The following is a 26,037-nucleotide window of genomic DNA, read 5'->3' on the forward strand; positions in this document are numbered from 1 at the left end:
AAAAATTGATAGCAAATTATGTTAAGGAACAAGGTGTTGAAAAGGATTATAAAAGTTTGAAAAAGAATAATCAATTGAAATTATTTTAATGCCTCGTGGGCTTGCCCCGAGGATTATTTACTTTCAATTTTTTGAATTGAAAATAAATTGAGAAAGCCTAAATAGTAAACAATTTGAATAAATGAAATTGCCCAAAAAGAATAAAAAACAATATCTGCTAAAGTCATTTACTGACTAAGAATGTTGGGGTTCGGAGCAGGTGTCAAATTGGTCAGGAGTTTTTCCACAAAAACCACAAGCTTCACCATCTTGGTTGAGCATTGCATTTTGACTGGCGCATGTACCTGCAAATTTGCCATCCTTTTTTGCCCAAATTTTTATAGCAATTCCCGCGACAGCAATTAGTAAAAGACCGAGAGTAATGAGTAAAAGTTTCATAATTAAGTAAAGTATAATAAAGTGCAAAGATAAAATTTAAAACTGTTATTGTCCTTGATATTAATACTCTTTTAATAGTAAAATCCACTCTAAACATTTGTAAAGTGGATTTTTTGATATGTAATTAAATTATTTTACTTGTCTTTTAAAGAGATCTCAGCAACTTCTTGTTCTTCTAGGGGATTATCATCGTTTTTATTTTTTATAGCTATACTCAAAGCCAGTGCATCTTCAAAGTAAGGAATAGGTTTTAAGCTACGTTGGTAATCTTCTAACATACCTAAGCTCACCATTTTATCTTCGAGTTCTGCTCTTATTTGGTAGTATTGGTTTTTAGGTAATTTTGGTAGAGAAACTACATCAATCATTGATGTTTTTTCGACAGGGTTGATGTAAGCTACAGTTTCTAAATCTCTCGCGCGCGCATTACCTCTTAGAACATATTTCTTAGCGTCAGGATTATTTAATTTCTGGAGCTGAATCGCCAAGGCATCTAACTTAGAGTTGTTCTTATTGATGTCATCTCTCAAATCAAAAATCTCATCGACAACAACATTATTTTCGTTGTTAAGAGCTTTGTTTTCTTGGTAAAAATAAAGACTTATAGCTCCAAATGCTACAGCGGCAATACTTGCGGCAATACTATACCAAGATGTTTTATTTTTTGAAATATGAATGATTTTTGTCTCTTCTTTTGTAGTTAATAAAACTTTATTCAGAACACCAAGCGGAGCTTCGACAGCATTTGCTTTTGCAACAATTTCTAAATTCTTTTGAAGCTTTTGATATTCATCATTTATTTCGGGATGTGCTTCTATTAGGTGTTCTACTTCCAAATTTTCAGCAATGGAAGTGTCACCTACTAAATAACGTTCCAGTAGACCAGATTGTAAAAATGAATGTAGTTTTTCTTCCATAATTATTGTTTTAAAAATCGTAGACTTTTTTGAGCTCTCGTAAGCCAATTTTAAGTCTAGATTTAACTGTACCAAGCGGAATTTCTAGTTCGTCACTGGCTTCTTGTTGTGTCATACCTTCAAAAAAGAGTGCATTCAACACGATTTGATATTTTTCTTCTAACCGAGATACGTGCTCCTTAATGTCTATAACATCTTGATTTAGTTTTGTACTCAGTAGTATATATACGTTAGATTTATCTATTTGGACTTCTTTATGAAATCTATTATTAAAACTTCTTAGTTTATCTATAGCCGTATTGCGAGCAATCCTAAAGAGCCAGGTAAATAATTTTGCTTTTGAAGGATCATACTTCTGTGCATTTTTCCAAACTTTTATAAAAGTTTCCTGTAATGCATCTTCCGCAACTTCTTCATTTTTAGTAACTTTAAGTATAGCGCCATAGAGACTATCTGAATAATTTTCGTATAACAAATTGAGCGCATACTGGTCGTTGCGTTTTAATAGCTGAATAATTCTTTGTTCTATGTTGCTACTCAATGTTTATTAATTTAGTTTAATGCGTTAGGGCTAGGCATTATAAAAATTAAATAATATTTACTTCCGTTTCAATCTTTATATCAAATAATCTTAATACTGTTTTTTGAATAAGCTTAGCAAGCTTAAAAATATCTTCTCCTAAGGCCTCTCCGTAATTAACGAGTACTAGAGCCTGCTTGTTATGTACACCATAATTTCCAAAGCGTTTCCCTTTGAAGCCAGCAATTTCAATGAGCCAACCCGCAGGGATTTTAATTTCAGTTTCAGAAATTATATAATGTGGTGCATTGGGGAAGTCTTTTTTTAGTTCCTCAAATTGTATTTTCGAAATTATAGGGTTTTTGAAGAAACTACCACTATTTCCTATTTGTTTAGGATCTGGAAGTTTGCTCTGTCTTATATTGATTACTGCCTTAGAAACATCCTTTATTGATGGATTTTCTATTTTAAGACGCCCCAATTCTGAAGTAATTGCTCCATAATCCGTTTGAAGTTTATGATTGTTTTTTGTAAGCTGGAGGCAAACACTTGTGATAATATATTTGCTTTTTAAACCTCGTTTAAAAATCGACTCACGATAACCAAATTGACAATCTAATTTACTAAATGTTTTTATTTCTTGAGTTTTGATGTTAATGGCATTACAAGAATGAAAAACATCCTTTAGCTCTACTCCGTAAGCACCTATGTTTTGAATAGGAGCTGTGCCAATATTTCCTGGAATAAGTGAAAGGTTTTCAATACCACCAAGATTATTTTCTAAGCACCAAAGTACAAATTCGTGCCAATTTTCGCCAGCTTGAGCTTCGACTATAGCGTGATTTACTGTTTCTTCTAGAATTTTTGTCCCTTTTAGGTTGATGTGAAATACTAGAGCATCGATATCATTAGTAAGCAACATATTGCTACCTCCGCCAAGAATGAATATAGGTTTTGGAGCTTCGGTTTTTAAAATGTATTTTAAATCATTTAAAGTAGTGATATTGGTATAGCGGTTTGCCTTGGCATCAATACCAAACGTATTAAAATCTTTTAAGGATACATTTTCTCTTACGTTCATTTAATCTTTGTAAACTTTTAGAGCTTCAGCTATAATCTTTACAGCTTTTTTAAGACTACTTTTATTAAGTACGTATGCAATTCGGATTTGGTTTAGACCTACATTTGGAGAAGAGTAAAAGCCAGCGGCAGGAGCGACCATAACCGTTTCATTTTCAAATGAAAAGTGTTCTAAAAGCCATTGTGCAAAATTATCTGAATTTTTTATGGGAAGTTCTGCAATACAGTAAAAAGCACCGTTTGGTTTAGCCACTTTTACACCATCTATTTTTTCTAATTCAGAAATTAATGTGTCTCTTCTGCCAACATAATCATTAATAACTTCAGTAAAGTAAGAATTTGGAGTGTCGAGAGCAGCTTCACTTGCAATCTGAGCTAGAGTAGGAGGACTCAACCTTGCTTGAGCATACTTTAAAGCTGTTTGAATAAACTCTTTGTTTTTGGAAACTAAATAGCCAATGCGAGCACCACACATGCTGTAGCGTTTAGATACCGAGTCGATAACAATAGCGTGTTCCTCTAAACCAGGCTCTTGCAAAATGGAATAATGGTTAATGCCGTCATACACAAACTCTCTATAGACTTCGTCTGCTAGAAGAAACAAATCATGTTTTTTTACTAACGCAGCAAGTTTTTTAATTTCTTCTTTTGAATACAAATACCCTGTCGGATTTCCAGGGTTACAAATGAGAATAGCTTTTGTTTTAGGAGTAATTAGCTTTTCAAAATCTTCAATTGGTGGTAGAGCAAAATTATCTTCAATTTTAGAAATTACCGGAACGACATTAACACCAGATGCTGTTGAAAATCCATTGTAATTTGCATAAAATGGTTCTGGAATGATAATCTCGTCATCCTTGTCCATGATACTTCCAAAAGCAAATAAAAGAGCCTCGCTACCACCTGTGGTTACAATAATGTCATCGTGTTTGACATAAATATGATTTTTTGAGTAATACTCGGCAATTTTTTTTCTATAATTTTCTGAGCCTTCAGAACGTGAATAGGCTAGGATGTTCAAAGTTGTTTTTTTTATAGCATCTAAAGCTACTTGAGGTGTCTTAATGTCGGGTTGACCAATATTAAGGTAATAAACTGTTTTTCCATCTTTAGTGGCTTGCTCTGCATATGGAACAAGCTTTCTTATTGGAGAAGATGGCATTTTATGACCTTTTTCAGAAATCTTTGGCATAACAAAAAATAATTTAGAGCTAAGATTTAAAAAATCTTAAAGTTTGTTTAAAAATTTGATGCAAAATTAAGCTATTGCTTGTAGAATTGTATTTTTAATTTTAATGAATTCTTTTTTAAAATACATATTATTAACTTTATTTTTAATTGAAGGCTTTCTCTCTTACAGTCAAAATAGTTTCAACCTATCAAAGACAAAGAGTTCTAAGATTAGATTTCAATTGATAAATAATATTATTGTAATGCCAGTTGAGTTAAATGGTGTGAAATTGTCTTTTGTTTTAGATACAGGTGTTAGTCGGCCTATACTTTTTAATTTGGTTAATATGGACTCACTTCAAATTAAAAATAGAGAACGTTCATTTTTAAGAGGATTAGGAAGTAATGGTAATATTCAAGCCATACGATCAAGAGGAAATATTATTAAAATTGGAGAAGCTATTGCAGTCAATAGAGATGTTTCTGTCATTTTTGATGAATCAATTAATTTCACTTCAAGACTAGGAGTTCCTGTCCACGGTATAATAGGGTATGATTTGTTTAAAGATTTTATTGTAGAAATTAACTATAGTTCTGAATATTTAAGACTTTATAAACGTCAATATTTTAAAGATAAGAAGAAGAGAAAATGGAAAGAGCTACCAATAGAAATAATCAATAGAAAACCTTATTTGAATGCTGATATAAATATAGATTCTGAGTTATTTGCTGTAAAATTATTAATTGATACAGGTGGTAGTGATGCACTTTGGCTATTTGAAAAAAGCCAAGAAAATATTGAAATACCAGAAAATAAGAGATTTAGAGATTTTTTAGGAAAAGGTCTAAGTGGAGCAGTTTATGGTGTGAGATCAAAAATTAAGACTTTTAGTGTAGGGTCTTATAAATTATCTAATGTCAATGTAGCTTTTCCTGACTCTTCTTCTTTAACAATAGCTAGAAGATTCAAGGAGCGAAATGGTAGTGTTTCGGGTAATATTCTTAAACGATTTAATTTATTTTTCGATTATAAAAATGGTAAGTTATTACTAAAAAAAAATGGCAAATTTAATTCTCCTTTTTACTATAATAACAGCGGTATTACAGCAGAACAGAGAGGTTTGAGGGTGGTTAAAGAGTTGCAAAAAAGTAGAGCTAATGACGGTTACGGTCGAGATGTCGAAGGCGCAAACATTGGGATTAATTTAGCAACTAGATATTCTTTTATACTAAAACCATCCTTTGAAGTCGTAGAACTTAGGGAAAACTCTAATGCAAAGAAATCTGGTGTTGAAATTGGCGATATTATAACGTCGATTAATGGAAGTCAGACAAGCAGTATGACACTTCAGGAGGTTAATAAATATTTTTACAATAAAAAAGGAACAACTTTAAGAATAAGGGTGGAAAGAGATGGTAAAGAATTAGATTTCAAGTTTGAATTAGATGATGTATTCAAAAAAAAGAGCCCTCAAATTGAGAGCTCTAATTAAGTTTTATAATCCGATTTTATTGCTCAACTGAGCTTTTACCTTTTTTGTCCAAAACACTTGTTTTGCTAGGGTCAATAACTAATCCTTTGATTTTTAATGCTACAGTAGGTGTATCTGCGTTAGAAATAACCGTAATAGTTTTTCTAATTGGGTTTACACGTTTAGTATCATATTTAACCTCAATCTCTCCAGTTTCGCCTGGCATAATTGGTCCTTTAGGTTTTTTAGGAACTGTACAACCACAAGTAGATTTTACACTAGATATAATTAAAGGTGCATCTCCTGTATTGGTAAACTCAAATGTGCGGACACCATCGGCTCCTTTCTCAATGGTACCGTAATCTATAACTTTAGTTTTAAATTCAATTTTTGCAACTTTCTTGTCTTGAGCATTTAAGCCCAGACTCATCATGCAAACAAATAAAATTGTAATTATTTTTTTCATTGCTTATATATTTTATTAATACATTCAAAATTATGTACTTTTTGCTTCCAATCAAAATTAATACGCTGTAATACATACTATTTAACAATAAATCTGCTTTTTGGACATATTATTTACGCATTTATTCTTCAAAAAAAGAAATATAAGTACTTTTGTGTGTTATTATCAAAAACAATACCAAAGCATGGAAATACCTTCTAAATATAACGCCTCAAGTGTAGAGAGTAAGTGGTATGATTACTGGATGAAAAATAATTATTTTCATTCAACGCCAGATGATAGAGAGCCTTATACTATTGTTATTCCGCCACCAAATGTCACAGGTGTTTTGCATATGGGACACATGTTAAACAATACGATTCAAGATGTATTAATTCGTCGTGCACGGTTACTAGGTAAAAATGCATGTTGGGTTCCAGGTACAGACCACGCATCTATTGCTACAGAGGCAAAAGTTGTAGCCAAACTTAAAGAGCAAGGTATTGATAAAAACGATTTAACACGTGAAGAATTTCTAAAACACGCTTGGGATTGGACAGATGAGTATGGTGGTGTAATTCTTGAACAGCTAAAAAAACTAGGATGTTCTTGCGATTGGGATAGAACTAAATTTACCTTGGATGATGACATGTCCGAGGCTGTAATTAAAGTTTTTGTCGACTTATACAATAAAGGACAAATCTACCGTGGATATAGAATGGTAAATTGGGACCCAGAAGCTAAAACAACATTGTCTGACGAAGAAGTTGAATATATTGAAAAACAGGGAAAACTTTACCACATTAATTACAAAATTGAAGGTTCTGATGAGGTGGTTACAATTGCAACTACGCGACCAGAAACTTTATTAGGAGATACAGCAATTTGTATCAATCCAAATGACGAAAGACATACGCATCTAAAAGGGAAAAAAGCTATTGTTCCTATTAATAATCGCGTAATCCATGTAATCGAAGATGAATATGTAGATTTAGAATTTGGTACAGGATGTCTAAAAGTTACACCTGCCCACGATGAGAATGATAAAGCTTTAGGTGAAAAACACAATCTTGATGTTATAGATATCTTCAACGAAGACGCAACATTAAATTCTTTTGGTTTGCATTACGAAGGGAAAGACCGTTTTGTAGTTCGTGAAGAAATTATAAAGGAGCTTGAATCTCTTGGTGCTATTGTTAAAATAGAAGACTACACTAATCGTGTTGGAATCTCTGAACGTACAAAAGCTATCATAGAACCACGGTTATCTGATCAATGGTTTTTGAAAATGAAGGATTTAGCACAACCCGCTATCAAAGCTGTTTTAGAAACCGGAGAGGTAAAGTTGCATCCAAAACGTTTCAATAATACCTATCGTCATTGGATGGAAAATATCCGTGATTGGAATATTTCGCGTCAATTGCGTTGGGGACAGCAAATACCTGCCTATTATTATGGTGATGGTAAAGAAGACTTTGTAGTAGCAGAAACCAAACAAGAGGCTTTTGAATTAGCCAAAAAGAAACTATCTGTCACTTCGAGCGGAGTCGAGAAGTCTTTCAAAATTGAAGATTTACGCCAAGATTCTGATGCACTCGATACGTGGTTTAGTTCATGGCTATGGCCAATAAGCGTTTTTGATGGTATCCGTAACCCTGAAAATGAAGAAATCAATTACTATTACCCAACCAATGATTTAGTTACTGGACCCGACATTTTATTTTTCTGGGTGGCGCGTATGATTGTTGCAGGTTATGAATATAAAGGAAAACGCCCTTTTGAAAATGTGTATCTAACAGGTCTTGTGCGTGACAAACAAAGACGTAAAATGTCTAAATCTTTAGGGAATTCGCCTGACGCATTAAAACTTATAGAAGACTATGGCGCTGATGGTGTAAGGGTTGGTTTGTTATTGAGTGCTGCTGCAGGAAACGATTTAATGTTTGATGAAGAGTTATGTAACCAAGGAAAATCTTTTGCAAATAAAGTTTGGAATGCATTTCGATTAGTAAAAGGCTGGGAAATTGCAGAAATCAAACAACCAGAATCTTCTAAAATTGCAATTAACTGGTATAAAGCTAGATTTCAGAATACATTGGCTGAAATGGAAGATAACTATAGTAAGTACAGATTATCCGATGTGTTAATGACAAGCTATAAGCTAATTTGGGACGATTTCTGTTCTTGGTTGTTAGAAATGATAAAGCCAGCATACGGAAGTCCTATTGACAGTAAAACCTTTAAAGCTGTTATAGCGTTATTCGAAAATAACCTTAAGATATTACACCCGTTTATGCCATTCTTAACTGAAGAAATATGGCAATATATGGCGGATAGAACTCCAGATGAAGCATTAATAATCTCAAAATACCCAGAAGTAAAAGCTTTTGATTCTCAATTAATTGAAGACTTTGAATTGGTGAAAGAAGCAATTTCAGGAATAAGAACTATTAGAAAAGAAAAAAATATTGCTTTTAAAGATGCGATTGAACTTTCGGTTATTAACAACGAAAATTTGGATACTTCTTATAACTCTGTAATCACTAAAATGGGGAATATATCAGAGTTAAATACTATTGAAACACCAGTTGAAGGAGCTTTGACATTTAGAGTAAAATCTAATGAGTATTTTATACCAATGTCAGGTGCTATTAACATTGAAGAAGAAATTAAAAAACTAACAGAAGAATTAAGTTATACTGAAGGATTTTTAAAATCAGTTCAGAAAAAGTTGTCTAATGAACGTTTTGTAAATAATGCTCCAGAAAAGGTAGTCGCTTCAGAAAAGAAAAAAGAAGCAGATGCTTTAGCGAAAATTGAAACTATTGAGAAAAGTTTAGCATCACTCAAATAAGGCAGAATTTGTTAAAGTATTTATGGTGACACAGAAAATTATCACCACTCATTTATTCTGTTGGAGTCTAACTTTATAAAAATAAAAAGTAAAATAGTAAAACTCATAAGTCCCGAGCCTCCATAACTAAAAAACGGAAGGGGTATACCTACTGTTGGAATCAACCCCATCACCATACCAATATTTATGGTAAAATGTACAAAAAGTATAGAGGCTACACCATAGCCATACACGCGACTAAATTGTGATTTCTGCTGTTCGGCTAAATAAAGTATTCTTAGTATTAAAATACTAAAAAGAATAACTACAGCACTTGAGCCCAAAAAACCCCATTCCTCGCCAACCGTACTGAAAATATAGTCTGTATCCTGCTCTGGTACAAATTTACCTGTAGTTCTTGTGCCTTCCATAAAACCTTTTCCTTTTAATCCTCCTGAGCTTATTGCTTCTTCAGACTGAATAAGATTATAAGCTTCACGTTTTCTCATAAGTTCTAATTTAGCTGGATCTTTTTCTAATCTTAACCAAAGATTTATTCTGTTTTGCTGATGTGGTTTTAGTCCGTGATTGTAGAATAGTTTAACACCATAGCTAAATATTATACTTACTAAGAGAATAATTACAGGTTGTAACAAAGAAGTTCTTTTCTTTTGTCTAAAAAAATAAATTCCAAAGACTACAGTTGCTGTAATAATTGCCGTGATAGTAATTCCAAATTTTAAAGCTAGTACGCCCAAAATAGCTAATGAAAATACTATAACCAGATAGATTTGTTGTAAACCTTCACGATAAAACACAAAAAAGAAAGAAGCATATACCAAAGTACTTCCAGCATCATTTTGAAGTAGAATTAAAAATGCGGGTAGGAAAACAATTATTGCGGCTTTTATTTGATCTTTTATGTTTTTTAAATTGGTTTGTATATTGCTCAAATATTTTGAAAGAGCTAACGCGGTAGCAAATTTCGCAAATTCACTAGGCTGAATAGTCATACTTCCAATACCATACCAAGAGCGAGCTCCATTTATGTCTTTTCCAAAAACAAAAAGACCCAATAATGCAAGAATGCCTATACTGTATATAACACTTGAAAATCGTTCATAGAATTTGACTTCGACAGACAGTATCAAAATTATTATTACTAAGGATATGCCTACAAATATTAATTGTTTACCATAGGACTGACTCATATCTAAATAGCTTGTTACTTCTTCAGTATGTGAAGCTGACATGATGTTGAGGTAGCCAAAACCTACCAGAATTAAATAAATGATAATTGTTAACCAGTCAAATCCGAAACGTCTTTGATTTTCTCTTATCATCTGCTATCAATTTGTGCTTTTAAATAGTTTAGCTTTTCAAATTCTTCGTCTGAAACTGTTTCTAAAGTGGTCTCTCGATTGATTTTAAATGGTTTTCCTGAGTAGGGCTTCTCGTATTCATGTTCTAGAGTATGTCTTAAAACATAATGTTCTAAGTCAGTTCTAGAGATTTTATTTTTTAGATATTTTTCAATCATCAAACTTGCCATTTTACCAGCAAAACGATTTCCGAAATAACCATTTTCTACAAATACAGCTATAGCAATTTTTGGGTCGTCTTTTGGAGCAAAGGCTACGAAAATAGAATGGTCTGTTAGTTGCATTCTAGTGCTATCTACTTTAATGAAGTTTTCAACAGTACCAGTTTTTCCACAAATTTCAATACCGTCAATTTGTAGGTATTTTGCTGTTCCCTTTTTATAAACTTGAAGCATACCTTCAATAACAGGTTGGAAATGTTGCTTGTTTATAGTAGTTTGTTTTGGAGTTGTAAATCTTTCATGAATACTTTCACCTTCAATATTTTTTATGATATGTGGTGTATAATAATAACCGCGGTTGGCTATAGCCGCAGTCATGTTAGCAAGCTGAATCGGAGTTGTGGCAACTTCACCTTGTCCAATAGCATTAGAAATAGTGTAGGTAGAATAAAAGCGTTCGGGATATACACGTTTATAATAAGCCCTGTCAGGAATTCGTCCTTTTTGACCTACGGCCAAATCATTATTAAGATAGTTGCCTAAGCCAAAACTTTTGGCGTGTTTACTCCACAATTCTATACCTTCCCTCGCGTTTTCAGGCTTTTCTAGAATGCGTCTGTAGGTTGTGGCGAAATAAGCATTACACGATTCTTGAATACCATTTATTAAATTATTACGACGACCAATACTACAATGACATTTCATAAAACGGTTAGCATACTTATAACCTGCATAACAGGTTATTTTTTCTTCATTAGAAATCACACCTTCTTGTAGTCCGATAAGAGCATTCATTAACTTAAACGGAGAGCCAGGCTCATAGACACCCTGTAGGCTTCTATTAAAAAGAGGCTTTGCTAAACTATCATTATAAAGTTTATTGTAGTTATCTGAGCGGTTACGACCAACAAGCAAATTAGGGTCGTAATTAGGGCCAGCAATCATTGCTAAAATTTCTCCGCTACTTGGTTCTATGGCAATAATACCTCCACGTTTGTTAGTCATTAGCAGTTCGCCATACTCCTGTAATTTGGAATCTATAGTAATGGTAATATCTTTTCCTGGTTTAGCAATGGTATCAAATTTCCCATTTTCGAATGGACCTAAATCACGGTTAAATCTGTCTTTCTGGATAAACTTTGTGCCTTTGACGCCTCTAAGGGTTTTTTCATAGGTTTTTTCAACACCTTGTTTGCCAATTAAATCGCCTTTACTGTAATACGCATCATTTTTAATGTCAATATTATTAACCTCACCAATATCTCCTAAAACATTAGCCCCGATTGATTTTCTATAGGTTCTTATAGAACGTTTCTGAATGTAAAAGCCGTCATACTTTCGCATTTTTTCTTGTAAAACGGCGTAGTCGTCTTTGGATAAATTGGAGAGAAATACGTAGGGCAACCTCGGTGAATATTTATAGGCTCTATCATATGTTTTTAAGAAATCTTCTTTTGTAATTTTTAAGAGAGCGCAAAACTCTAAGGTATCTAATGGTTTAACTTCACGAGGAATAACCATAACATCGTAAGAAGGTTGGTTGGCAACTAAGAGTTCTCCATTTCTGTCGTAGACGTAGCCGCGTTTAGGATATGTAAATTCCTTTTTAATAGCACTATCGTTAAGAGGACTGTATTTTACAGCGTCATGAACTTGTAGGTAGTAAAGCCTCGCTATAAAAACAAAACCAACGAGGGTAACTAAGCCCAAAAGTAATAACTTTCTCATTTATGGCTTTTAAATAATAGGATGATTAATATGCTTAAAACTGCAGTTAAGAGACTAGAGATTAACGTCTTTTTTAGTACGAGAAGTATTTGTGATATGTTAAAAATTTCAAGATTAAATACTAAAAAATGATGAAAGAGTGTCATGAACGAAACGTATATGACCAATTCGTTAAGTTGTAGTTTGCTGAATTTTATGGTTTGGTTATTGTACAAAGTACCAAAAACATATTTTAAAAATAATGGTCTAGCATAAGCCAAAAATACTGAAGCAGCGGCATGAACACCACCAGAATCTAAAAACACATCTATGAATAATCCGAGACTGAAAGCAATAACTAAGAATAATAATCTGTTGTTGTTTACAGGAAACAACAGAATGAATATGATATAAATAAAAGGATTTATATAGCCAAACAAATTAATGTTACTACAAATAGTGACTTGTACTAAAAGCAATACAATAAACCTTATAATATTTGAAGCCAAGCTATTGTTCATTAGTTAGGCTTTCAAGTTTTTGCAATTCTTCAACATCAGTATTTTTAATAATGTATACGTATTGAATTGTCGTCATGTCGTTAAATAAGCGTACTTGGATTTTATAGGTGTCTCCTGTGACATCAGTTTTGAAGTTTTCTACTGTACCAATGCCTATATTCTTTGGGAAAATAGCAGATTGTCCACCAGTAACTATTGTATCTCCAATGGTTACTTTCGCAAATTGTGAAACATCTTCTAATTGTGCTAGGTATGGAGAGATGCCATCCCAAGTTAATGAACCGTTCTGGTTAGAAGATTTAAGCTTAGCATTTATGCGACTTTTTTTATTTAAAATCGAAAGTACAGTCGAGAACTTCTTAGAAGTGTTGTCTATAATACCAACAATACCTTTTGATGTGATTACCCCGTAATCTTGTTGAATACTATCTCTTTTACCTTTGTTAATAGTAAGATAGTTGTTTGGCGAGTTGTAACTATTCTTGTAAACTTCAGCAGATACAATTTTGAATCTTCCTTCACTTAAACTTGAATCAATTAGAGTAGCTTCACTAACTGAAGGAGTATTTAAAAGCATTTCTCTTAACTTCTTGTTTTCTTCAACAAGAATAGTGTTTTGCTCTTTTAAATTAAAGTATTGGTCAATACTATTAACTGTTCTGTAAACACCTCCAGTTAGGCTATTTGCAGAATTTATAAACTCACTGCGATGATAAGAGTGGGATTGAATTGTTAGGGATAATGCAATACCAAATAGTAATAAAAACAATAGAAATGTTTTGTTTCTAATTACAAAATTGAAAATTTGTTGCATTATTTAACTCTATTTAATCAATACGCTTTTGTATTTAGCAATGTTTTTTAGAGTAATTCCTGTACCACGAACAACAGCTCTTAAAGGGTCTTCTGCAATATAAACTGGCAAGTCTGTTTTTTGAGACAAACGTTTGTCTAAGCCTCTAAGCATTGATCCTCCACCAGCTAAATAAATACCAGTGTTATAAATGTCTGCCGCTAATTCCGGCGGTGTCTGTGATAGGGTTTCCATAACAGAATCTTCAATTCTTAAAATAGACTTATCAAGAGCTTTAGCAATTTCGCGATAAGATATTTGAACTTGTTTAGGTTTACCAGTTAGCAAATCACGTCCCTGAACACTCATATCTTCAGGTGGTAAATCTAAGTCTTCTGTTGCTGCACCAATCTGGATTTTAATCTTTTCGGCAGTACGGTCACCAACATAAAGGTTATGCTGAGTCCGCATGTAGTAAATAATATCGTTTGTAAATACATCACCAGCTACTTTAACAGATTTGTCACAAACTATACCACCAAGTGCAATAACTGCAATTTCAGTTGTACCACCACCAATATCAACAATCATGTTTCCTTTTGGTTGCATAATATCTACGCCAATACCAATAGCCGCGGCCATAGGTTCATGAATTAGATATACTTCTTTGCCATTAACACGTTCACAAGATTCTTTTACAGCTCGCATTTCTACCTCTGTAATTCCTGAAGGAATACAAACCACCATACGTAATGCCGGATTAAAAAGCTTTTTCTTTAGAGCTGGAATATTCTTGATAAACAAATTTATCATTTGCTCAGAGGCATCAAAATCTGCAATTACACCATCTTTCAATGGCCGAATTGTTTTAATATTCTCATGAGTTTTTCCTTGCATCATGTTGGCTTCTCTACCAACGGCAATTATTTTTCCTGTTAGTCTATCTCTAGCCACAATCGATGGGCTATCGACAACAACTTTGTCATTGTGTATGATTAATGTGTTTGCAGTACCTAAATCAATGGCTATTTCTTCCGTTAGGAAATCAAAAAATCCCATGCGTTATTCTCGTATTTTTGGGTGTGTATTCTCTTAAAATCTTGGCTATACGTAAATGTAATAAAATATATGCTATTTCTTTGATTATGGATGTTTATAAATAAATTTTTTTTACAGATGTTTTAAAACATTAGTACATCTATCAAAAAATAGTTAAACAACTCAATTTTAGTGCTTAAAATGCCTTGTGCCTGTAAATACCATGGATACATTATTTGCATCACAGTAATTGATACTTAATTCATCTTTAATAGACCCACCAGGCTGAATAACAGAAACAATACCTGCATTATCTGCAATCTCTACACAATCAGGAAAAGGGAAAAAAGCATCACTTGCCATAACAGCACCTTTTAAATCAAAATTAAAAGATTGTGCTTTGTGTATGGCTTGATTTAGAGCGTCTACACGACTTGTTTGTCCTGTTCCACTCGCACACAGCTGTTTGTTTTTTACTAAAACAATTGTATTGGATTTAGTGTGCTTACAGATTTTAGATGCAAAGATTAAGTCCTCGATTTCATTGAGACTTGGTGCTTTCTTAGTAACTGATTTTAAGTCTTCAGTTCTGTCAGTTTTATCGTCACGTTCCTGGACTAAAGCACCATTCAAACAAGTTCTTACCGTAGTTTTTGGCAACTCTATATCATTAAGAATCAATAGAATTCTATTTTTCTTTCCTTTTAAAATTTCTAAAGCCTCATCACTAAAAGAAGGAGCAATAACAACTTCGCAGAATAGTTTGTGAATTTCTTCGGCAGTCGCTTTGTCAATTTCTGTGTTAGAAATTAGTATACCTCCAAAAGCAGAAACTGGGTCACCGGCCAATGCGTCTACGTAAGCTTGGTGTATTGTTTTACGTTGCGCAAAACCGCAAGCGTTATTATGTTTCAGAATGGCAAATGTTGGTGCTTCGTTTTTAAATTCTAATATTAAGTTTACAGCAGCATCAACATCTAAAAGGTTATTGTAACTCAACTCTTTACCATGTAGTTTTGCAAACATAGCATCAAAATCTCCGAAGAAAAAACCTTTTTGGTGAGGGTTTTCGCCATAACGCAATACTTTGCCATTGGTTTCGCTAATTTTTAAAGCAGCATGTCTATGGTCTTTGTTAAAATAATTAAAGATTGCAGTATCGTAATGCGAAGACACATTAAAGGCTTTTGCAGAAAAACCTTTTCTATCTTCTTCTGAAGTTTCACCATTTTTAGAATTTAGAAGCCCCAAGAATTCAGCGTAGTCATCAACAGATGATACACAAATAACATCGGCATAGTTTTTTGCTGCAGCTCTTATTAGCGATATACCGCCGATATCAATCTTTTCTATAATGTCTTGGTTGCTTGCACCAGAAGCAACTGTTTTTTCAAAAGGATATAAATCAACGATAACTAAATCTATCTGGGGGATTTCAAAATCCTTTAACTCAGCAGCATCGCCCTCATGACTTTGACGATTTAAGATGCCGCCAAAAACTTTTGGGTGCAATGTTTTTACGCGTCCACCAAGAATTGAAGGATAAGAAGTTACATCTTCAACAGGAACAACATTAATGTCCAAATCTTTAATAAATTTTTCAGTACCACCGGTAGAATAAATGGTGACGCCAAGGTCTTTTAGTTTTTTTACAATTGGCTCTAAGCCATCTTTGCTAAATACAGAAATTAATGCTGATGAAATGCTTTTGTTGCTCATTAGTTGTGTTGTGAAATTTAAAAGCAGTAAAAATACAGATAACTCCAAAAAAAGAGGACTTAAAAAAGCACTTTGTTTCAGTTTTTTGTAACATTAAATTGTTGAAAACGTCATATCGGTATACTTAAAGAAAAATAGAGGTCAATGCTAGTGTACTTACGCCTGTTTAAAGAGAGTTTTTCCTTTGCGTTGAATGCGTTGCGAAACAATAAACTTCGTACGTTTTTATCACTTTTAGGTGTAACGGTTGGTATCTTTTCTATTATAGCTGTTTTAGCAGCTGTCGATTCTTTGGACCGTAATATTAAAGACAGTCTTTCTGGTCTTGATAAAAACACAATCTACCTTTCAAAATATTCTTTTGTTCCAACAGAAATACCACGATGGAAACGTGAGCGTTTTCCTCAAGTAGATTATGATGATTTTGAATTTGTAAGACGGAATATTTCGGATATTGAAGCCTCAGCTTATGTCATTTTTGGTGGAAGTGAAACAATAAGATATCAGGCAGAAACTTTAACTAATGTTGAAGTTACGCCGATATCAGATGGTATTTATACTATTGATGATTTAAAAATAGTTAAAGGACGTTTTTATTCTGAATTAGAGTCTGAAACGGGAGCTCCAGTAATTGTTCTAGGTTTTACATTGGCAGAAAATTTATTTGACAATGATAATCCAATAGGTAAACAAATTAGAGTTTACGGAAGAAAACTAACTGTTATTGGTGTTTTAAAAAAATATGGTTCTGGCTTAGGAGATTCTCCTGATGGAAAAGCTTTTGTGCCTGCTAATTTTGTGCGTCGTTTTAGAAATGGAGGTGCTAATGGTTTGCCAGGCGCAGTTGTAATAAAGCCTAAAGCAGATGTCGATGTTGGTGCTTTTGAAAGTATTCTGAAACAAAAATTTAGAGCTTACAGAGGATTAAAAGCTGATGAAGCAGATAACTTTTTTGTTAATAAGTTAGCAGGAATGGTTTCTATAGTCGATGGTATTATAGGAGTAATGAATGGTATCGGCTGGATGATTAGTCTTTTCTCACTTTTAGTTGGTGGTTTTGGTATTGCTAATATTATGTTTGTTAGTGTTAAAGAGCGTACAAATCTTATTGGTATTCAAAAATCTCTCGGTGCCAAGAATAGATTTATTTTGTTTCAGTTTTTATTTGAGGCTACAATTTTAGCTATTGTTGGTGGTTTGGTAGGTCTAGGTTTAGTTTGGATTATGACACTCGTTGCTTCGGGCATGTCAGGAGATTTTGAATTTGTATTATCTGCCGAAAATATGCTTTTAGGTTTTGGACTTTCGTCAGTTATCGGACTTATTTCTGGAGTTTTACCTGCGATAAGGGCATCAAGGTTGGATCCTGTTGAAGCAATAAGAACAGGAATGTAGATATTTGATTATTTTTATACTTTCTGTAACAGTTTTTCTGATTTGAGATTTTATCTTTAGGCTTTAAAACTAACAGTCAATGTTTGTCTATCTAAGACTATTAAAAGAGAGTTTTACTTTTGCCTTTAATGCATTACGCAATAACAAATTACGTACGTTTTTGTCATTATTGGGTGTGACCATTGGTATCTTTTCTATTATTGCTGTACTAGCAGCAGTAGATTCTTTAGATAAAAACATAAAATCTCAATTAAGTTCTCTGGATAGTAATACCATGTATTTGGCACGTTTTTCTTTTGGACCAACCGATGTGCCAAGATGGAAACGCCAACAATTTGATAAAGTCAATTATAACGAATACAACTACCTTAAAGATAATCTTTCTGGTGCTGAGCATGTTGCATATCAGCTTTTTGTAAGACCTGAAAGTGTGCGTTACGAGTCGGAAGTGGTGAGTAATGTAAATACTGTAGTAGTATCTCATCGATTTGCAGATATTCAGACTTTAGAATTTTCAAAAGGACGTTTTTACAACGAATCCGAATCCAATTCAGGAAAACCTGTCGTGGTCATTGGTGATGAAATTGCTAATTCATTGTTTGGAGAGTTAGAGCCTATTGGAAAACGTATTCGACTCTATGGGCAAAAATTCACAGTAATTGGAGTTGTAAAAAAAGAAGGTTCGGGACTGTTTGGGGATAGTAACGATGTTTCCATTTTTCTGCCAGCAAACTTCGTGAGAAACCGTTATGGTGATAATAATAGAAACATTAATAATATTGTAATTATAAAGCCAGAGGCTGACGCAGATATCGATGAGTTGAAAGCAGAAGTTACTCAAATCATGCGCTATCGTCGTGGTCTAAAACCAAATGAAATAGATACTTTTTTTATTAGTGTTATCTCTGGATTAAAAGATGCTATTGACGGTATTATTGGTAGTATGAATTTTATTGGCTGGATGATTAGTTTGTTCTCACTTTTAGTTGGTGGTTTTGGTATTGCTAATATTATGTTTGTGAGTGTAAAGGAGCGAACCAATCTTATCGGAATCCAGAAGTCATTAGGTGCAAAAAACAGATTTATTTTGTTTCAGTTTTTATTTGAAGCTGTAATCTTGGCTATTGTAGGCGGAATCGTTGGTTTAATTATGGTTTGGCTAGGAACATTAATTGCAGACAACATTGCAACCGATTTTGACTTTGTGCTTTCTCCAAAAAATATGTTTATAGGCTTTTCAATTTCTTCAATTATAGGTTTGATTTCTGGGGTAATCCCAGCGAGAAGAGCTTCAAAATTAGACCCTGTTGAAGCCATCAGGACAGGAATGTAGATTAAAAATATTTCTAGCTTTAAAATGAATTGTAATCGCCTGACTAAAGATGGAGTTGCCAATCACACATAATTTGATATTTATAGTTTTTAAGCCAGTACTTTTGCAACCTCTTTACAAACAAACTCCAGAAAACGCTCATCAGTTTCAGTAAATGGATTAGCTGTATTAGAGTCAATATCTATTTGACCTATATTTTTACCATTGACAAAAATTGGAATAACAATTTCAGCTTTTACAGTAATACTACAAGCAATGTAATTATCCTGCGCTTTTACATCTGGGACTACAAAATTTTGATTACTAACAGCCACTTGCCCACATATACCGTTTCCAAAAGGAATAATAGTATGGTCTGTAGGTTCGCCAACATAAGGTCCAAGTTTTAACTCATGCTTATCACCATTTTTAAAATAAAAACCTACCCAGTTGTAATAAGGTATGTGTTCTTCAAGAAGCTCACAAATTTTTAAGAGTCTGTCATCTACGCTTAAAGTGGCATTAGAAGTAATGTTTGTTATGTGTGGTTTTAATTCATTAAAAGTCATTCTTATCAAAAATTTTGGCAAACATATCTAAAAACTGCTAGTTTCAAATCCGAATTCTATAATTTTAACTGCATAATAACAAATGTCTTTAATTTGAAGTCACTATTAACAAAATAAAAGCTTGTCATTCATATTATACTCACCTTTGTTTTAGTACATGGTGTCTTGTCTTTTGGTTATAATTTTTAATTGATTATCCTTTTTTAATCATAAATTGAAAAATATAACGATTTCTCTGTCATTTCGAGCGTGGTCGAGAAATATAAAGTATTGTTTTACAAGGCATTTCGACCAATCTCAATGTGAAAGAATGAGTTTGAAATTTTAATTATTACTCATTACGGACATTCAAAAATTTTATTTAGATTTCTCTGATGGTTCAAAATATTATCCAGATTATTTTTTCAAATTTAGTAGGTAAACAAACGCAAGCTGTTTTAAGTTCCCTTGATTATAGAACCAATATTGTGCCACATTATGATGAGCCATCATTAATGACTTTTGTTAATCAAAAATACGTAGCTAGAATTATTGAAGTTAGTAATGGCATGAGTGTTACCATTTTGTTTATTGCTTTTGTGGTGGCTTTTTCTGATACTTTTAAGCGTACATTCTTTTTATATTAGCAGCTAGTGTATTGATTTATGCTGTCAATCTTATTAGCGTTGTTTTGCTTACCATTGGTCTGCGTCATTATACATGGCGTAGTGAGGTCATGCATGAGGTTATATTTCCACTAGCCATTTACAGATGGTTTTTTGCTTTGGATGTTCTGGGTCAATCCTTTTTCAAAAAAAGTTAAAATCTACTAATATCTAAAATTCAGTCATATAGTATCGCGTTTGTGCTCTTAATGTTACTAGTTTTGGTTAGAGCTTTCGAGGATGTTTTGTTCTATAATCCTTATCTGGTATTTTTTGAAAATGATTATCTGTACATAGATAGCCCGCGACGTGAGGTTGCAAAGTTGATATTTTTCACTTCTTTGCGATATCTAATTAATACCTTATTGTCCTTAGCTATTATTTATTGTGCGTTTCAAGACTGACAAATGATTAAGTATTCCATGGTTATTTATGGAATTGCTTACATCTGTTTTTTAATGCCTTTTTTTGTGCTTTGTTATCAACCCACGACAAGAAGATTACTATTTATTCTTTAATGTAAACGATTTTTAATTCAATCTATCATTCTTTTTTTTACTCCTTCCGGCATTATATTATTATAAGTTAAAGCGTTAATAGTTAGCTAAATTAGGTTGCTTGTGCTAGTTTTTTTCTAATTTTACACTGTGAATTATTTAATAACACATAGAGTCTTTGCAATAGTACTATCAGTTTTGGTGTTGCTTTCAACGTTTTCTTTCACAGTTAAAAAACATTATTGTGGTAATAATTTGGTAGATGTTGCAGTATTTTCTGAAGCCAAAGATTGTGGTATGGAAATTGACACTATGGTTAAGGTAGAAAAACCTTGCTGTAAAGACACAGTTGATATTGTTGAAGGACAGGACGAGTTAAATATTGTCACATTTAATGATTTAGAATCAGCAACTCAGTTATTTGTTTCATCATACATATATACTTGTACCTCACTTTTTGAAAGTCTACCTAAACAAATAATTCCGCATAAGGATTATTCACCTCCAAATATAGTCAAGGATATACAGCTTCTAGACGATGTATTTTTAATTTGATGTTTTGTTTTTAAGAATTTTGAAACAAGATTAACATCAAATTAATAAACAAAAATGACACACATATATAAAGTTACAGGAATGACCTGTAATGGTTGTAAAGTTTCAGTAGAAGAGAAGCTTTCTTCAATATCTGAAATACAAAACGTATCTGTTAGTTTAGAAAAATCCGAAGCTGAGGTTACTATGCAAAAGCATGTCCCAGTTTCAGAATTACAATCTGTCCTACCAGTAAAATATACAATTACACCAAAAGAAGACCTAAATGTCTTTAGCTCTAACGCTATTGATGAGGAGCCAAAAACTGAATTTCAACAATTATTCCCTTTACTTTTAATATTCGGATACATTTTAGCCGCTTCAGTTTTACTTAACGCAAACCCTTGGAGAACTTCTGATTTTATGTTCGATTTTATGGGGCTTTTCTACGTCGTATTTAGCTTTTTCAAATTTGTAGATTACAAAGGTTTTCCAAAAAGTTTTGCCATGTATGATCCTTTGGCTAAAGCTATTCCAGTTTACGGATGGGTATATCCTTTTATAGAAGTTGTTTTGGGCTTAGCGTTTCTTATGCGTTTTCAGGTAGAAATTGCTCTAATAATTACTTTAATAATTTTAGGAATAACTACTATTGGTGTAACTAAGGCATTGTTCAGTAAGAAATCGATTCAATGTGCTTGTTTAGGCACTGCATTGCAATTACCAATGACCAAAGCTACTTTTATCGAAAACACAATTATGATACTAATGGCAATATTTATGCTCTTAAAAATTTATAGTGTATGAATAAGCTAGTCTTAGTTATTATAGTACTCTTTTCTTTGATGTCTTTTTCTCAAAAGAAACTAAATGGCGTTATTTTAGAGTCTGTGGAGGGCAAGGAAACCCCATTGGCAGGAGCAAATGTTTATTGGTTAAATTCTTCGATAGGTTCAATAACTGACGAAGATGGCAAGTTTTCTATTGCTTATGAAGCTTATTATACAAAACTAGTAGTAAGTTTTGTAGGTTTTAAAACAGATACGTTGATGATTACATCAAACAAATCTATTCGTCATGTATTAGAATCTACAGCTAGTTTAGACCAGATAACTATAACATCAAGAAAACAAGCTACAGCAAAATCTTATCTTAAGGCAACAAATACATTTATGGTAAGCAGTGATGAGTTACTTAAAGCAGCATGTTGTAATTTATCCGAAAGTTTTGAAACTAATCCGTCTATTGACGTCAACTTTGCAGATGCCGTTTCTGGTACAAAGCAGATAAAGATGTTAGGTTTAAAATCGCCTTATATTTTAATAGCCACAGAGAATATACCAGCAATAAGAGGTGCTTCGCAAGCTTACGGGTTAAGCTTTATTCCGGGGACTTGGGTAGAGAGTATACAAATTACAAAAGGTGCAGGTAGCGTTATTAACGGTTATGAGAGTATCGCTGGGCAAATTAATGCAGAACTCGTAAAACCGTCTACAGATAATAGATTATTTGTTAATGCTTATGCTGGAGTTAATGGACGATTAGAACTAAATACACACATTAATCAAAAATTTTCTGATAAATGGAGTACAGGTTTGTATTTACATGGCAATTTAAGAGATCAGGAATTTGATAGAAATGATGATACGTTTCTGGATGTGCCAATAAAAGAACAAATTAATGTGATGAATCGTTGGCAATACACCAATGCCGAAAAGGGAATTGTAAGCTTTATAAATCTTCGATATTTAAATGATAATACCCAAGCAGGACAAGAAATTTTTAATCCTGATACAGACAGAGGAACTACAAATTCTTGGGGAAGCCAAATAAATACAGAGCGTTTTGAGGTTACCACAAAATTAGGTTACGTTAACCCTGAAGTAACTTGGCAAAGTTTAGGGTTTCAAACAGCATTTAGCTCACATAAGCAAGATTCTTATTTTGGATTGAATGTTTACAATATTCAGCATAATAGTTTTTATTCAAACTTGGTTTATAATAGTATTATTTCAGATTCTCGACATAAAATAAAAACAGGTCTGAGTTTTACTTTAGACAATTTTGATGAACTCGTAAATGCAGATACTTTTGAAAGAACTGAGAATTCCTTCGGCGGCTTTTTTGAATACGCTTACGATGATTTAGAGAATTTGACGCTAACGGCAGGTGTTAGAGCAGACCAACATAATCGATTTGGTTTTTTTGTAACACCAAGATTGCATTTGCGCTATACGCCTTGGGAGAAATCAGCGATAAGATTATCTGCTGGTCGAGGAATACGAAGTGCTAATATTTTTGCTGAAAACCAGAATTTGTTTTCAAGTTCACGACAAATAAATATTGCTAGTTCTGGTGGAAAAATTTATGGTCTCGACCCAGAAATCGCATGGAATTATGGTATAAGTTATTTGCAGGGTTTTAATTTGTTTGAAAGGAAAGGCGACATTACATTCGATTTTTATCGTACTGATTTTCTAAATCAAGTTGTGGTAGATTGGGAAAACCCTTTTGAAATTAATTTCTATAATTTAGAAGGACAGAGCTTTGCTAATAGTTTTCAGGTTGAAGTAAATTATAATCCTTTCGGAAATTTGGATATCAGAACTGCTTATAAATTTTACGATGTCCAAACCGACTATAATTCGGGACGATTACAAAAACTACTGACACCGCGTCATCGTTTCTTTGCTAATGCAGGTTACGAAACTAATAGAAAAGAAAATGGAAGTCAATGGAAGTTTGACATCACTTATAATTGGCTTAGTGAGCAACGGTTTCCTGATACTAGTATAAGTGCGTCAGAATTTCAGTTGAATGAGTTTTCGCCAACCGTTGGAACACTAAATTTACAAGTTACAAAAGTATTTTCACCTAAATTTGAAGTTTATGTTGGTGGTGAAAACGTTACGAATGTAAGGCAACCAAATCCAATTATTAGTGCAAGTAACCCATTTGGTTCAAATTTTGATAGTAACTTTGTGTATGGTCCAATTTTTGGAAATATGTATTATGCGGGTCTACGCTATAAAATAAAATAAAATAAGATGAAAAAACTAATAACACTTTCGGTAATGCTAATTGGATTATTAGCATTCTCTCAAAACAAAAATGCTAGAAAGACTATTGAAGTAGATGGCATTTGTATGATGTGTAAAGAGCGCATTGAAAAAGCAGCAATACGAACCAAAGGTGTAAAATCTGCTATTTGGAATGTAAAGACACATGAATTGAAACTTGTTTTTGATGAGCGTAAAACTGATGTAGAAACTATTTCTAAAAAGTTAGCTTCTGTTGGTCATGATACCAAAATAGTTAAAGCTACCGAAGAAGCATATAATTCTGTACATCCATGTTGCAGATATCGAGACGATGATGTAAAAAACGACCATGAAAATGGAAATTAGTAAAAAGCCAGAATTTGAATTCTGGCTTTTTTGTTTTTAATAGCTTGATATTCTGTTAGTTTTCGTCGAGCTTCGTTAACGTATGATAAAAAAATTGAAATGATTTTTATCAACTGAGCATTAACGAAACTCCAAAAACAAAAGCCTTTGATTCTGATCAAAGGATTTTAAATTTTAATCAGATTAAACTATTAATGGTTATTGTAGTCTAAATTGAAAACAATAACTAAATCCATATGTCCAAATCAATCAATTTTTGTCTGCTACTTCTTTATACTTTTGTGTTTTATTCTTGTAATAATAACGAGGATTATGAGCCAGTTGATACTAATGATAGTGTTTTAAACTTGCCAGAGCAGCCTTTTGATTATGAGAGTTTAAATTTGCCAAGTCATTTTACTACGAATTTACCTGGTCAACCTTTGCCTACGTCAGTCAATGGTATTGATAATACACCAAACGATAATCCAATTACCAATGAAGGCGCAACATTAGGTCGCGTCCTTTTTTATGATAAAAAATTAAGTGCCAATGGCACTACAGCATGTGCGTCTTGCCATAAGCAGGATAAAGGTTTTTCGGATGACGCCATTTTAAGTATTGGTTTTGATGGGGGTTTTACTGGACGTCATTCGATGACTTTAATAAATTCTAGGTATTACCAACGTGGTCGCTTTTTCTGGGACGAAAGAGCTGCTACTCTAGAAGAACAAGTATTAATGCCGTTTCAAGACCCAGTAGAAATGGGAATGACCTTGGAAGAAGTTGTAAGTACAGTACAAGAACAATCTTATTATCCTGAGTTATTTGAAAGTGCCTTTGGTACACAAGATATTGATAGTGATAAAATTTCAAAAGCGTTATCACAATTTGTGCGAAGCATTGTAAGCTATTCGAGTAAATATGATACAGGTAGAGTTGTATCTGCAGCGCCAGGTGCAAACTTTTCTAACTTTACAGTCGAAGAGAATTTAGGTAAAAATTTATTCTTACAGAGTATTCCTAATGGCGGTGGCGCCTGTTTTGGTTGTCATACCACAGAAGCATTTGTTAGTGCAAATCCTGGTCCGCAAAATAATGGACTTGATTTAGTGTCAACTACAGATAATGGTGCAGGTGATGTATTTAATAACCCTATTTTTGTAGGTCGTTTTAAGACAAGTACTTTACGTAATATTGAGTTGACTGCACCTTATATGCATGACGGAAGGTTTGCAACACTTGAAGAAGTTGTGGAGCACTATAATAGTGGTATACAAAGTCATCCAACACTTTCGCCAGCATTGACTGATAATAATGGTAATCCTGTTCGCTTAAACTTTACAGAGACAGAAAAAGCCGCTTTGGTGGCATTTCTGGCACCAAACCATAAAGTGTGTAAGTAAAGTTATTCTGAAATTTTTCTGGGGCAATTTTTCTATTGCCCAATGGGGAAAAATTTCGGAAATAACTTTACGATATAATATTCAGTAACTTTATAAAC

General features: G+C 33.1%; 24 protein-coding genes. 11 read left to right on the forward strand and 13 right to left on the reverse strand.

Annotated elements, in window-relative coordinates; translation table 11 throughout:
* Positions 1-234: 234 nt before the first annotated feature.
* The 5 genes from HKP48_RS11840 to HKP48_RS11860 all read right to left on the reverse strand — a co-directional run bounded on the left by HKP48_RS11840 (position 235) and on the right by HKP48_RS11860 (position 4,147).
* Positions 235-438 (reverse strand): membrane or secreted protein, encoded by a 204-nt coding sequence (locus HKP48_RS11840; protein WP_296346110.1) that lies wholly within the window; start codon positions 436-438, stop codon positions 235-237.
* A gap of 134 nt (positions 439-572) precedes the next feature.
* Positions 573-1,355: an RNA polymerase subunit sigma-70 gene (locus HKP48_RS11845; protein ID WP_296346112.1), complete on the reverse strand. Its 783-nt coding sequence runs from the start codon at positions 1,353-1,355 to the stop codon at positions 573-575.
* Between the two features lie 10 nt (positions 1,356-1,365).
* Positions 1,366-1,896: an RNA polymerase sigma factor gene (locus HKP48_RS11850; protein WP_296346114.1), complete on the reverse strand. Its 531-nt coding sequence runs from the start codon at positions 1,894-1,896 to the stop codon at positions 1,366-1,368.
* A 46-nt stretch (positions 1,897-1,942) separates the two neighbouring features.
* Positions 1,943-2,956, reverse strand: coding sequence for a UDP-N-acetylmuramate dehydrogenase (murB, locus tag HKP48_RS11855; protein WP_296346116.1), 1,014 nt, complete (start codon positions 2,954-2,956; stop codon positions 1,943-1,945).
* Entirely contained in the window at positions 2,957-4,147 is a 1,191-nt protein-coding gene (locus HKP48_RS11860) for a pyridoxal phosphate-dependent aminotransferase (RefSeq protein ID WP_296346117.1), read from the reverse strand.
* Positions 4,148-4,388: 241 nt separating this feature from the next.
* On the opposite strand from HKP48_RS11860, the gene HKP48_RS11865 reads away from it, so the two are divergent.
* On the forward strand, positions 4,389-5,618 hold the full coding sequence (locus tag HKP48_RS11865; RefSeq protein ID WP_296346120.1) for an aspartyl protease family protein: 1,230 nt from the start codon (positions 4,389-4,391) through the stop codon (positions 5,616-5,618).
* Between the two features lie 16 nt (positions 5,619-5,634).
* Here the strand turns inward: HKP48_RS11865 and HKP48_RS11870 are convergent, their stop codons facing one another.
* Entirely contained in the window at positions 5,635-6,063 is a 429-nt protein-coding gene (locus HKP48_RS11870; protein WP_296346123.1) for a DUF1573 domain-containing protein, read from the reverse strand.
* 184 nt (positions 6,064-6,247) lie between these two features.
* Between HKP48_RS11870 and HKP48_RS11875 the strand changes: the two genes are divergently transcribed.
* On the forward strand, positions 6,248-8,896 hold the full coding sequence (locus tag HKP48_RS11875) for a valine--tRNA ligase (RefSeq protein ID WP_296346125.1): 2,649 nt from the start codon (positions 6,248-6,250) through the stop codon (positions 8,894-8,896).
* Between the two features lie 41 nt (positions 8,897-8,937).
* On the opposite strand, the gene rodA is transcribed toward HKP48_RS11875, so the two are convergent.
* The 6 genes from rodA to purH all read right to left on the reverse strand — a co-directional run bounded on the left by rodA (position 8,938) and on the right by purH (position 16,196).
* Entirely contained in the window at positions 8,938-10,218 is a 1,281-nt protein-coding gene (rodA, locus tag HKP48_RS11880; protein ID WP_296346127.1) for a rod shape-determining protein RodA, read from the reverse strand.
* Entirely contained in the window at positions 10,215-12,146 is a 1,932-nt protein-coding gene (gene mrdA / locus HKP48_RS11885; protein WP_296346129.1) for a penicillin-binding protein 2, read from the reverse strand. Before mrdA ends, rodA begins: the two co-directional genes overlap by 4 nt.
* Complete coding sequence (mreD, locus tag HKP48_RS11890; RefSeq protein ID WP_296346131.1) at positions 12,143-12,646, reverse strand: rod shape-determining protein MreD; 504 nt, start codon at positions 12,644-12,646, stop codon at positions 12,143-12,145. The genes mrdA and mreD overlap by 4 nt, the downstream gene beginning before the upstream one ends.
* The gene (mreC, locus tag HKP48_RS11895) at positions 12,636-13,460 is read right to left on the reverse strand and encodes a rod shape-determining protein MreC (RefSeq protein ID WP_296346133.1); all 825 of its coding nucleotides are present in this window, start codon (positions 13,458-13,460) and stop codon (positions 12,636-12,638) included. The genes mreD and mreC overlap by 11 nt, the downstream gene beginning before the upstream one ends.
* A gap of 9 nt (positions 13,461-13,469) precedes the next feature.
* The gene (locus HKP48_RS11900; protein WP_296346135.1) at positions 13,470-14,498 is read right to left on the reverse strand and encodes a rod shape-determining protein; all 1,029 of its coding nucleotides are present in this window, start codon (positions 14,496-14,498) and stop codon (positions 13,470-13,472) included.
* A 168-nt stretch (positions 14,499-14,666) separates the two neighbouring features.
* Positions 14,667-16,196 (reverse strand): bifunctional phosphoribosylaminoimidazolecarboxamide formyltransferase/IMP cyclohydrolase, encoded by a 1,530-nt coding sequence (gene purH / locus HKP48_RS11905; protein WP_296346136.1) that lies wholly within the window; start codon positions 16,194-16,196, stop codon positions 14,667-14,669.
* A 144-nt stretch (positions 16,197-16,340) separates the two neighbouring features.
* Between purH and HKP48_RS11910 the strand changes: the two genes are divergently transcribed.
* Together HKP48_RS11910 and HKP48_RS11915 are read left to right on the forward strand one after the other, a co-directional pair.
* Complete coding sequence (locus HKP48_RS11910; RefSeq protein WP_296346137.1) at positions 16,341-17,591, forward strand: ABC transporter permease; 1,251 nt, start codon at positions 16,341-16,343, stop codon at positions 17,589-17,591.
* Between the two features lie 79 nt (positions 17,592-17,670).
* Entirely contained in the window at positions 17,671-18,924 is a 1,254-nt protein-coding gene (locus HKP48_RS11915; protein WP_296346139.1) for an ABC transporter permease, read from the forward strand.
* Positions 18,925-19,013: 89 nt separating this feature from the next.
* Here HKP48_RS11915 and HKP48_RS11920 read toward each other — a convergent pair whose 3' ends face one another.
* Positions 19,014-19,472, reverse strand: a complete 459-nt coding sequence (locus HKP48_RS11920) for a GAF domain-containing protein (protein ID WP_296346142.1) — start codon at positions 19,470-19,472, stop codon at positions 19,014-19,016.
* A gap of 374 nt (positions 19,473-19,846) precedes the next feature.
* Here HKP48_RS11920 and HKP48_RS11925 point away from each other — a divergent pair, with 374 nt between their 5' ends.
* From HKP48_RS11925 to HKP48_RS11955, 7 genes are all read left to right on the forward strand, one after another.
* A complete protein-coding gene (locus HKP48_RS11925; protein WP_296346144.1) occupies positions 19,847-20,098 on the forward strand; it encodes a hypothetical protein in 252 nt (83 codons plus the stop codon).
* Positions 20,099-20,325: 227 nt separating this feature from the next.
* Entirely contained in the window at positions 20,326-20,520 is a 195-nt protein-coding gene (locus HKP48_RS11930) for an exosortase F system-associated protein (RefSeq protein ID WP_296346146.1), read from the forward strand.
* 243 nt (positions 20,521-20,763) lie between these two features.
* Entirely contained in the window at positions 20,764-21,168 is a 405-nt protein-coding gene (locus tag HKP48_RS11935) for a hypothetical protein (protein ID WP_296346149.1), read from the forward strand.
* A 54-nt stretch (positions 21,169-21,222) separates the two neighbouring features.
* Positions 21,223-21,954 carry a MauE/DoxX family redox-associated membrane protein gene (locus tag HKP48_RS11940; RefSeq protein WP_296346151.1) on the forward strand — a complete coding sequence of 244 codons (732 nt, stop codon included), beginning with the start codon at positions 21,223-21,225 and terminating at the stop codon, positions 21,952-21,954.
* Positions 21,951-24,188, forward strand: coding sequence for a TonB-dependent receptor (locus tag HKP48_RS11945; protein ID WP_296346153.1), 2,238 nt, complete (start codon positions 21,951-21,953; stop codon positions 24,186-24,188). Before HKP48_RS11940 ends, HKP48_RS11945 begins: the two co-directional genes overlap by 4 nt.
* 6 nt (positions 24,189-24,194) lie before the next feature.
* Entirely contained in the window at positions 24,195-24,554 is a 360-nt protein-coding gene (locus HKP48_RS11950; RefSeq protein ID WP_296346155.1) for a heavy-metal-associated domain-containing protein, read from the forward strand.
* Between the two features lie 236 nt (positions 24,555-24,790).
* Complete coding sequence (locus HKP48_RS11955) at positions 24,791-25,939, forward strand: cytochrome c peroxidase (RefSeq protein WP_296346158.1); 1,149 nt, start codon at positions 24,791-24,793, stop codon at positions 25,937-25,939.
* Positions 25,940-26,037: the final 98 nt, after the last annotated feature.

It is taken from the genome of Winogradskyella sp. (assembly GCF_013042245.1).
Taxonomy (GTDB): Bacteria; Bacteroidota; Bacteroidia; order Flavobacteriales; family Flavobacteriaceae; genus Winogradskyella.

Excerpts from the sequence above, each read along its gene's own strand:
- HKP48_RS11840 (WP_296346110.1), bottom strand. The coding sequence starts at position 438 with ATGAAACTTTTACTCATTACTCTCGGTCTTTTACTAATTGCTGTCGCG.
- HKP48_RS11845 (WP_296346112.1), bottom strand. The coding sequence starts at position 1,355 with ATGGAAGAAAAACTACATTCATTTTTACAATCTGGTCTACTGGAACGT.
- murB (WP_296346116.1), bottom strand. The coding sequence starts at position 2,956 with ATGAACGTAAGAGAAAATGTATCCTTAAAAGATTTTAATACGTTTGGT.
- HKP48_RS11860 (WP_296346117.1), bottom strand. The coding sequence starts at position 4,147 with ATGCCAAAGATTTCTGAAAAAGGTCATAAAATGCCATCTTCTCCAATA.
- HKP48_RS11865 (WP_296346120.1), top strand. The coding sequence starts at position 4,389 with ATGCCAGTTGAGTTAAATGGTGTGAAATTGTCTTTTGTTTTAGATACA.
- HKP48_RS11870 (WP_296346123.1), bottom strand. The coding sequence starts at position 6,063 with ATGAAAAAAATAATTACAATTTTATTTGTTTGCATGATGAGTCTGGGC.
- HKP48_RS11875 (WP_296346125.1), top strand. The coding sequence starts at position 6,248 with ATGGAAATACCTTCTAAATATAACGCCTCAAGTGTAGAGAGTAAGTGG.
- rodA (WP_296346127.1), bottom strand. The coding sequence starts at position 10,218 with ATGATAAGAGAAAATCAAAGACGTTTCGGATTTGACTGGTTAACAATT.
- mrdA (WP_296346129.1), bottom strand. The coding sequence starts at position 12,146 with ATGAGAAAGTTATTACTTTTGGGCTTAGTTACCCTCGTTGGTTTTGTT.
- mreD (WP_296346131.1), bottom strand. The coding sequence starts at position 12,646 with ATGAACAATAGCTTGGCTTCAAATATTATAAGGTTTATTGTATTGCTT.
- mreC (WP_296346133.1), bottom strand. The coding sequence starts at position 13,460 with ATGCAACAAATTTTCAATTTTGTAATTAGAAACAAAACATTTCTATTG.
- HKP48_RS11900 (WP_296346135.1), bottom strand. The coding sequence starts at position 14,498 with ATGGGATTTTTTGATTTCCTAACGGAAGAAATAGCCATTGATTTAGGT.
- purH (WP_296346136.1), bottom strand. The coding sequence starts at position 16,196 with ATGAGCAACAAAAGCATTTCATCAGCATTAATTTCTGTATTTAGCAAA.
- HKP48_RS11910 (WP_296346137.1), top strand. The coding sequence starts at position 16,341 with ATGCTAGTGTACTTACGCCTGTTTAAAGAGAGTTTTTCCTTTGCGTTG.
- HKP48_RS11915 (WP_296346139.1), top strand. The coding sequence starts at position 17,671 with ATGTTTGTCTATCTAAGACTATTAAAAGAGAGTTTTACTTTTGCCTTT.
- HKP48_RS11920 (WP_296346142.1), bottom strand. The coding sequence starts at position 19,472 with ATGACTTTTAATGAATTAAAACCACACATAACAAACATTACTTCTAAT.
- HKP48_RS11925 (WP_296346144.1), top strand. The coding sequence starts at position 19,847 with ATGGTTCAAAATATTATCCAGATTATTTTTTCAAATTTAGTAGGTAAA.
- HKP48_RS11930 (WP_296346146.1), top strand. The coding sequence starts at position 20,326 with ATGTTACTAGTTTTGGTTAGAGCTTTCGAGGATGTTTTGTTCTATAAT.
- HKP48_RS11940 (WP_296346151.1), top strand. The coding sequence starts at position 21,223 with ATGACACACATATATAAAGTTACAGGAATGACCTGTAATGGTTGTAAA.
- HKP48_RS11945 (WP_296346153.1), top strand. The coding sequence starts at position 21,951 with ATGAATAAGCTAGTCTTAGTTATTATAGTACTCTTTTCTTTGATGTCT.
- HKP48_RS11950 (WP_296346155.1), top strand. The coding sequence starts at position 24,195 with ATGAAAAAACTAATAACACTTTCGGTAATGCTAATTGGATTATTAGCA.
- HKP48_RS11955 (WP_296346158.1), top strand. The coding sequence starts at position 24,791 with ATGTCCAAATCAATCAATTTTTGTCTGCTACTTCTTTATACTTTTGTG.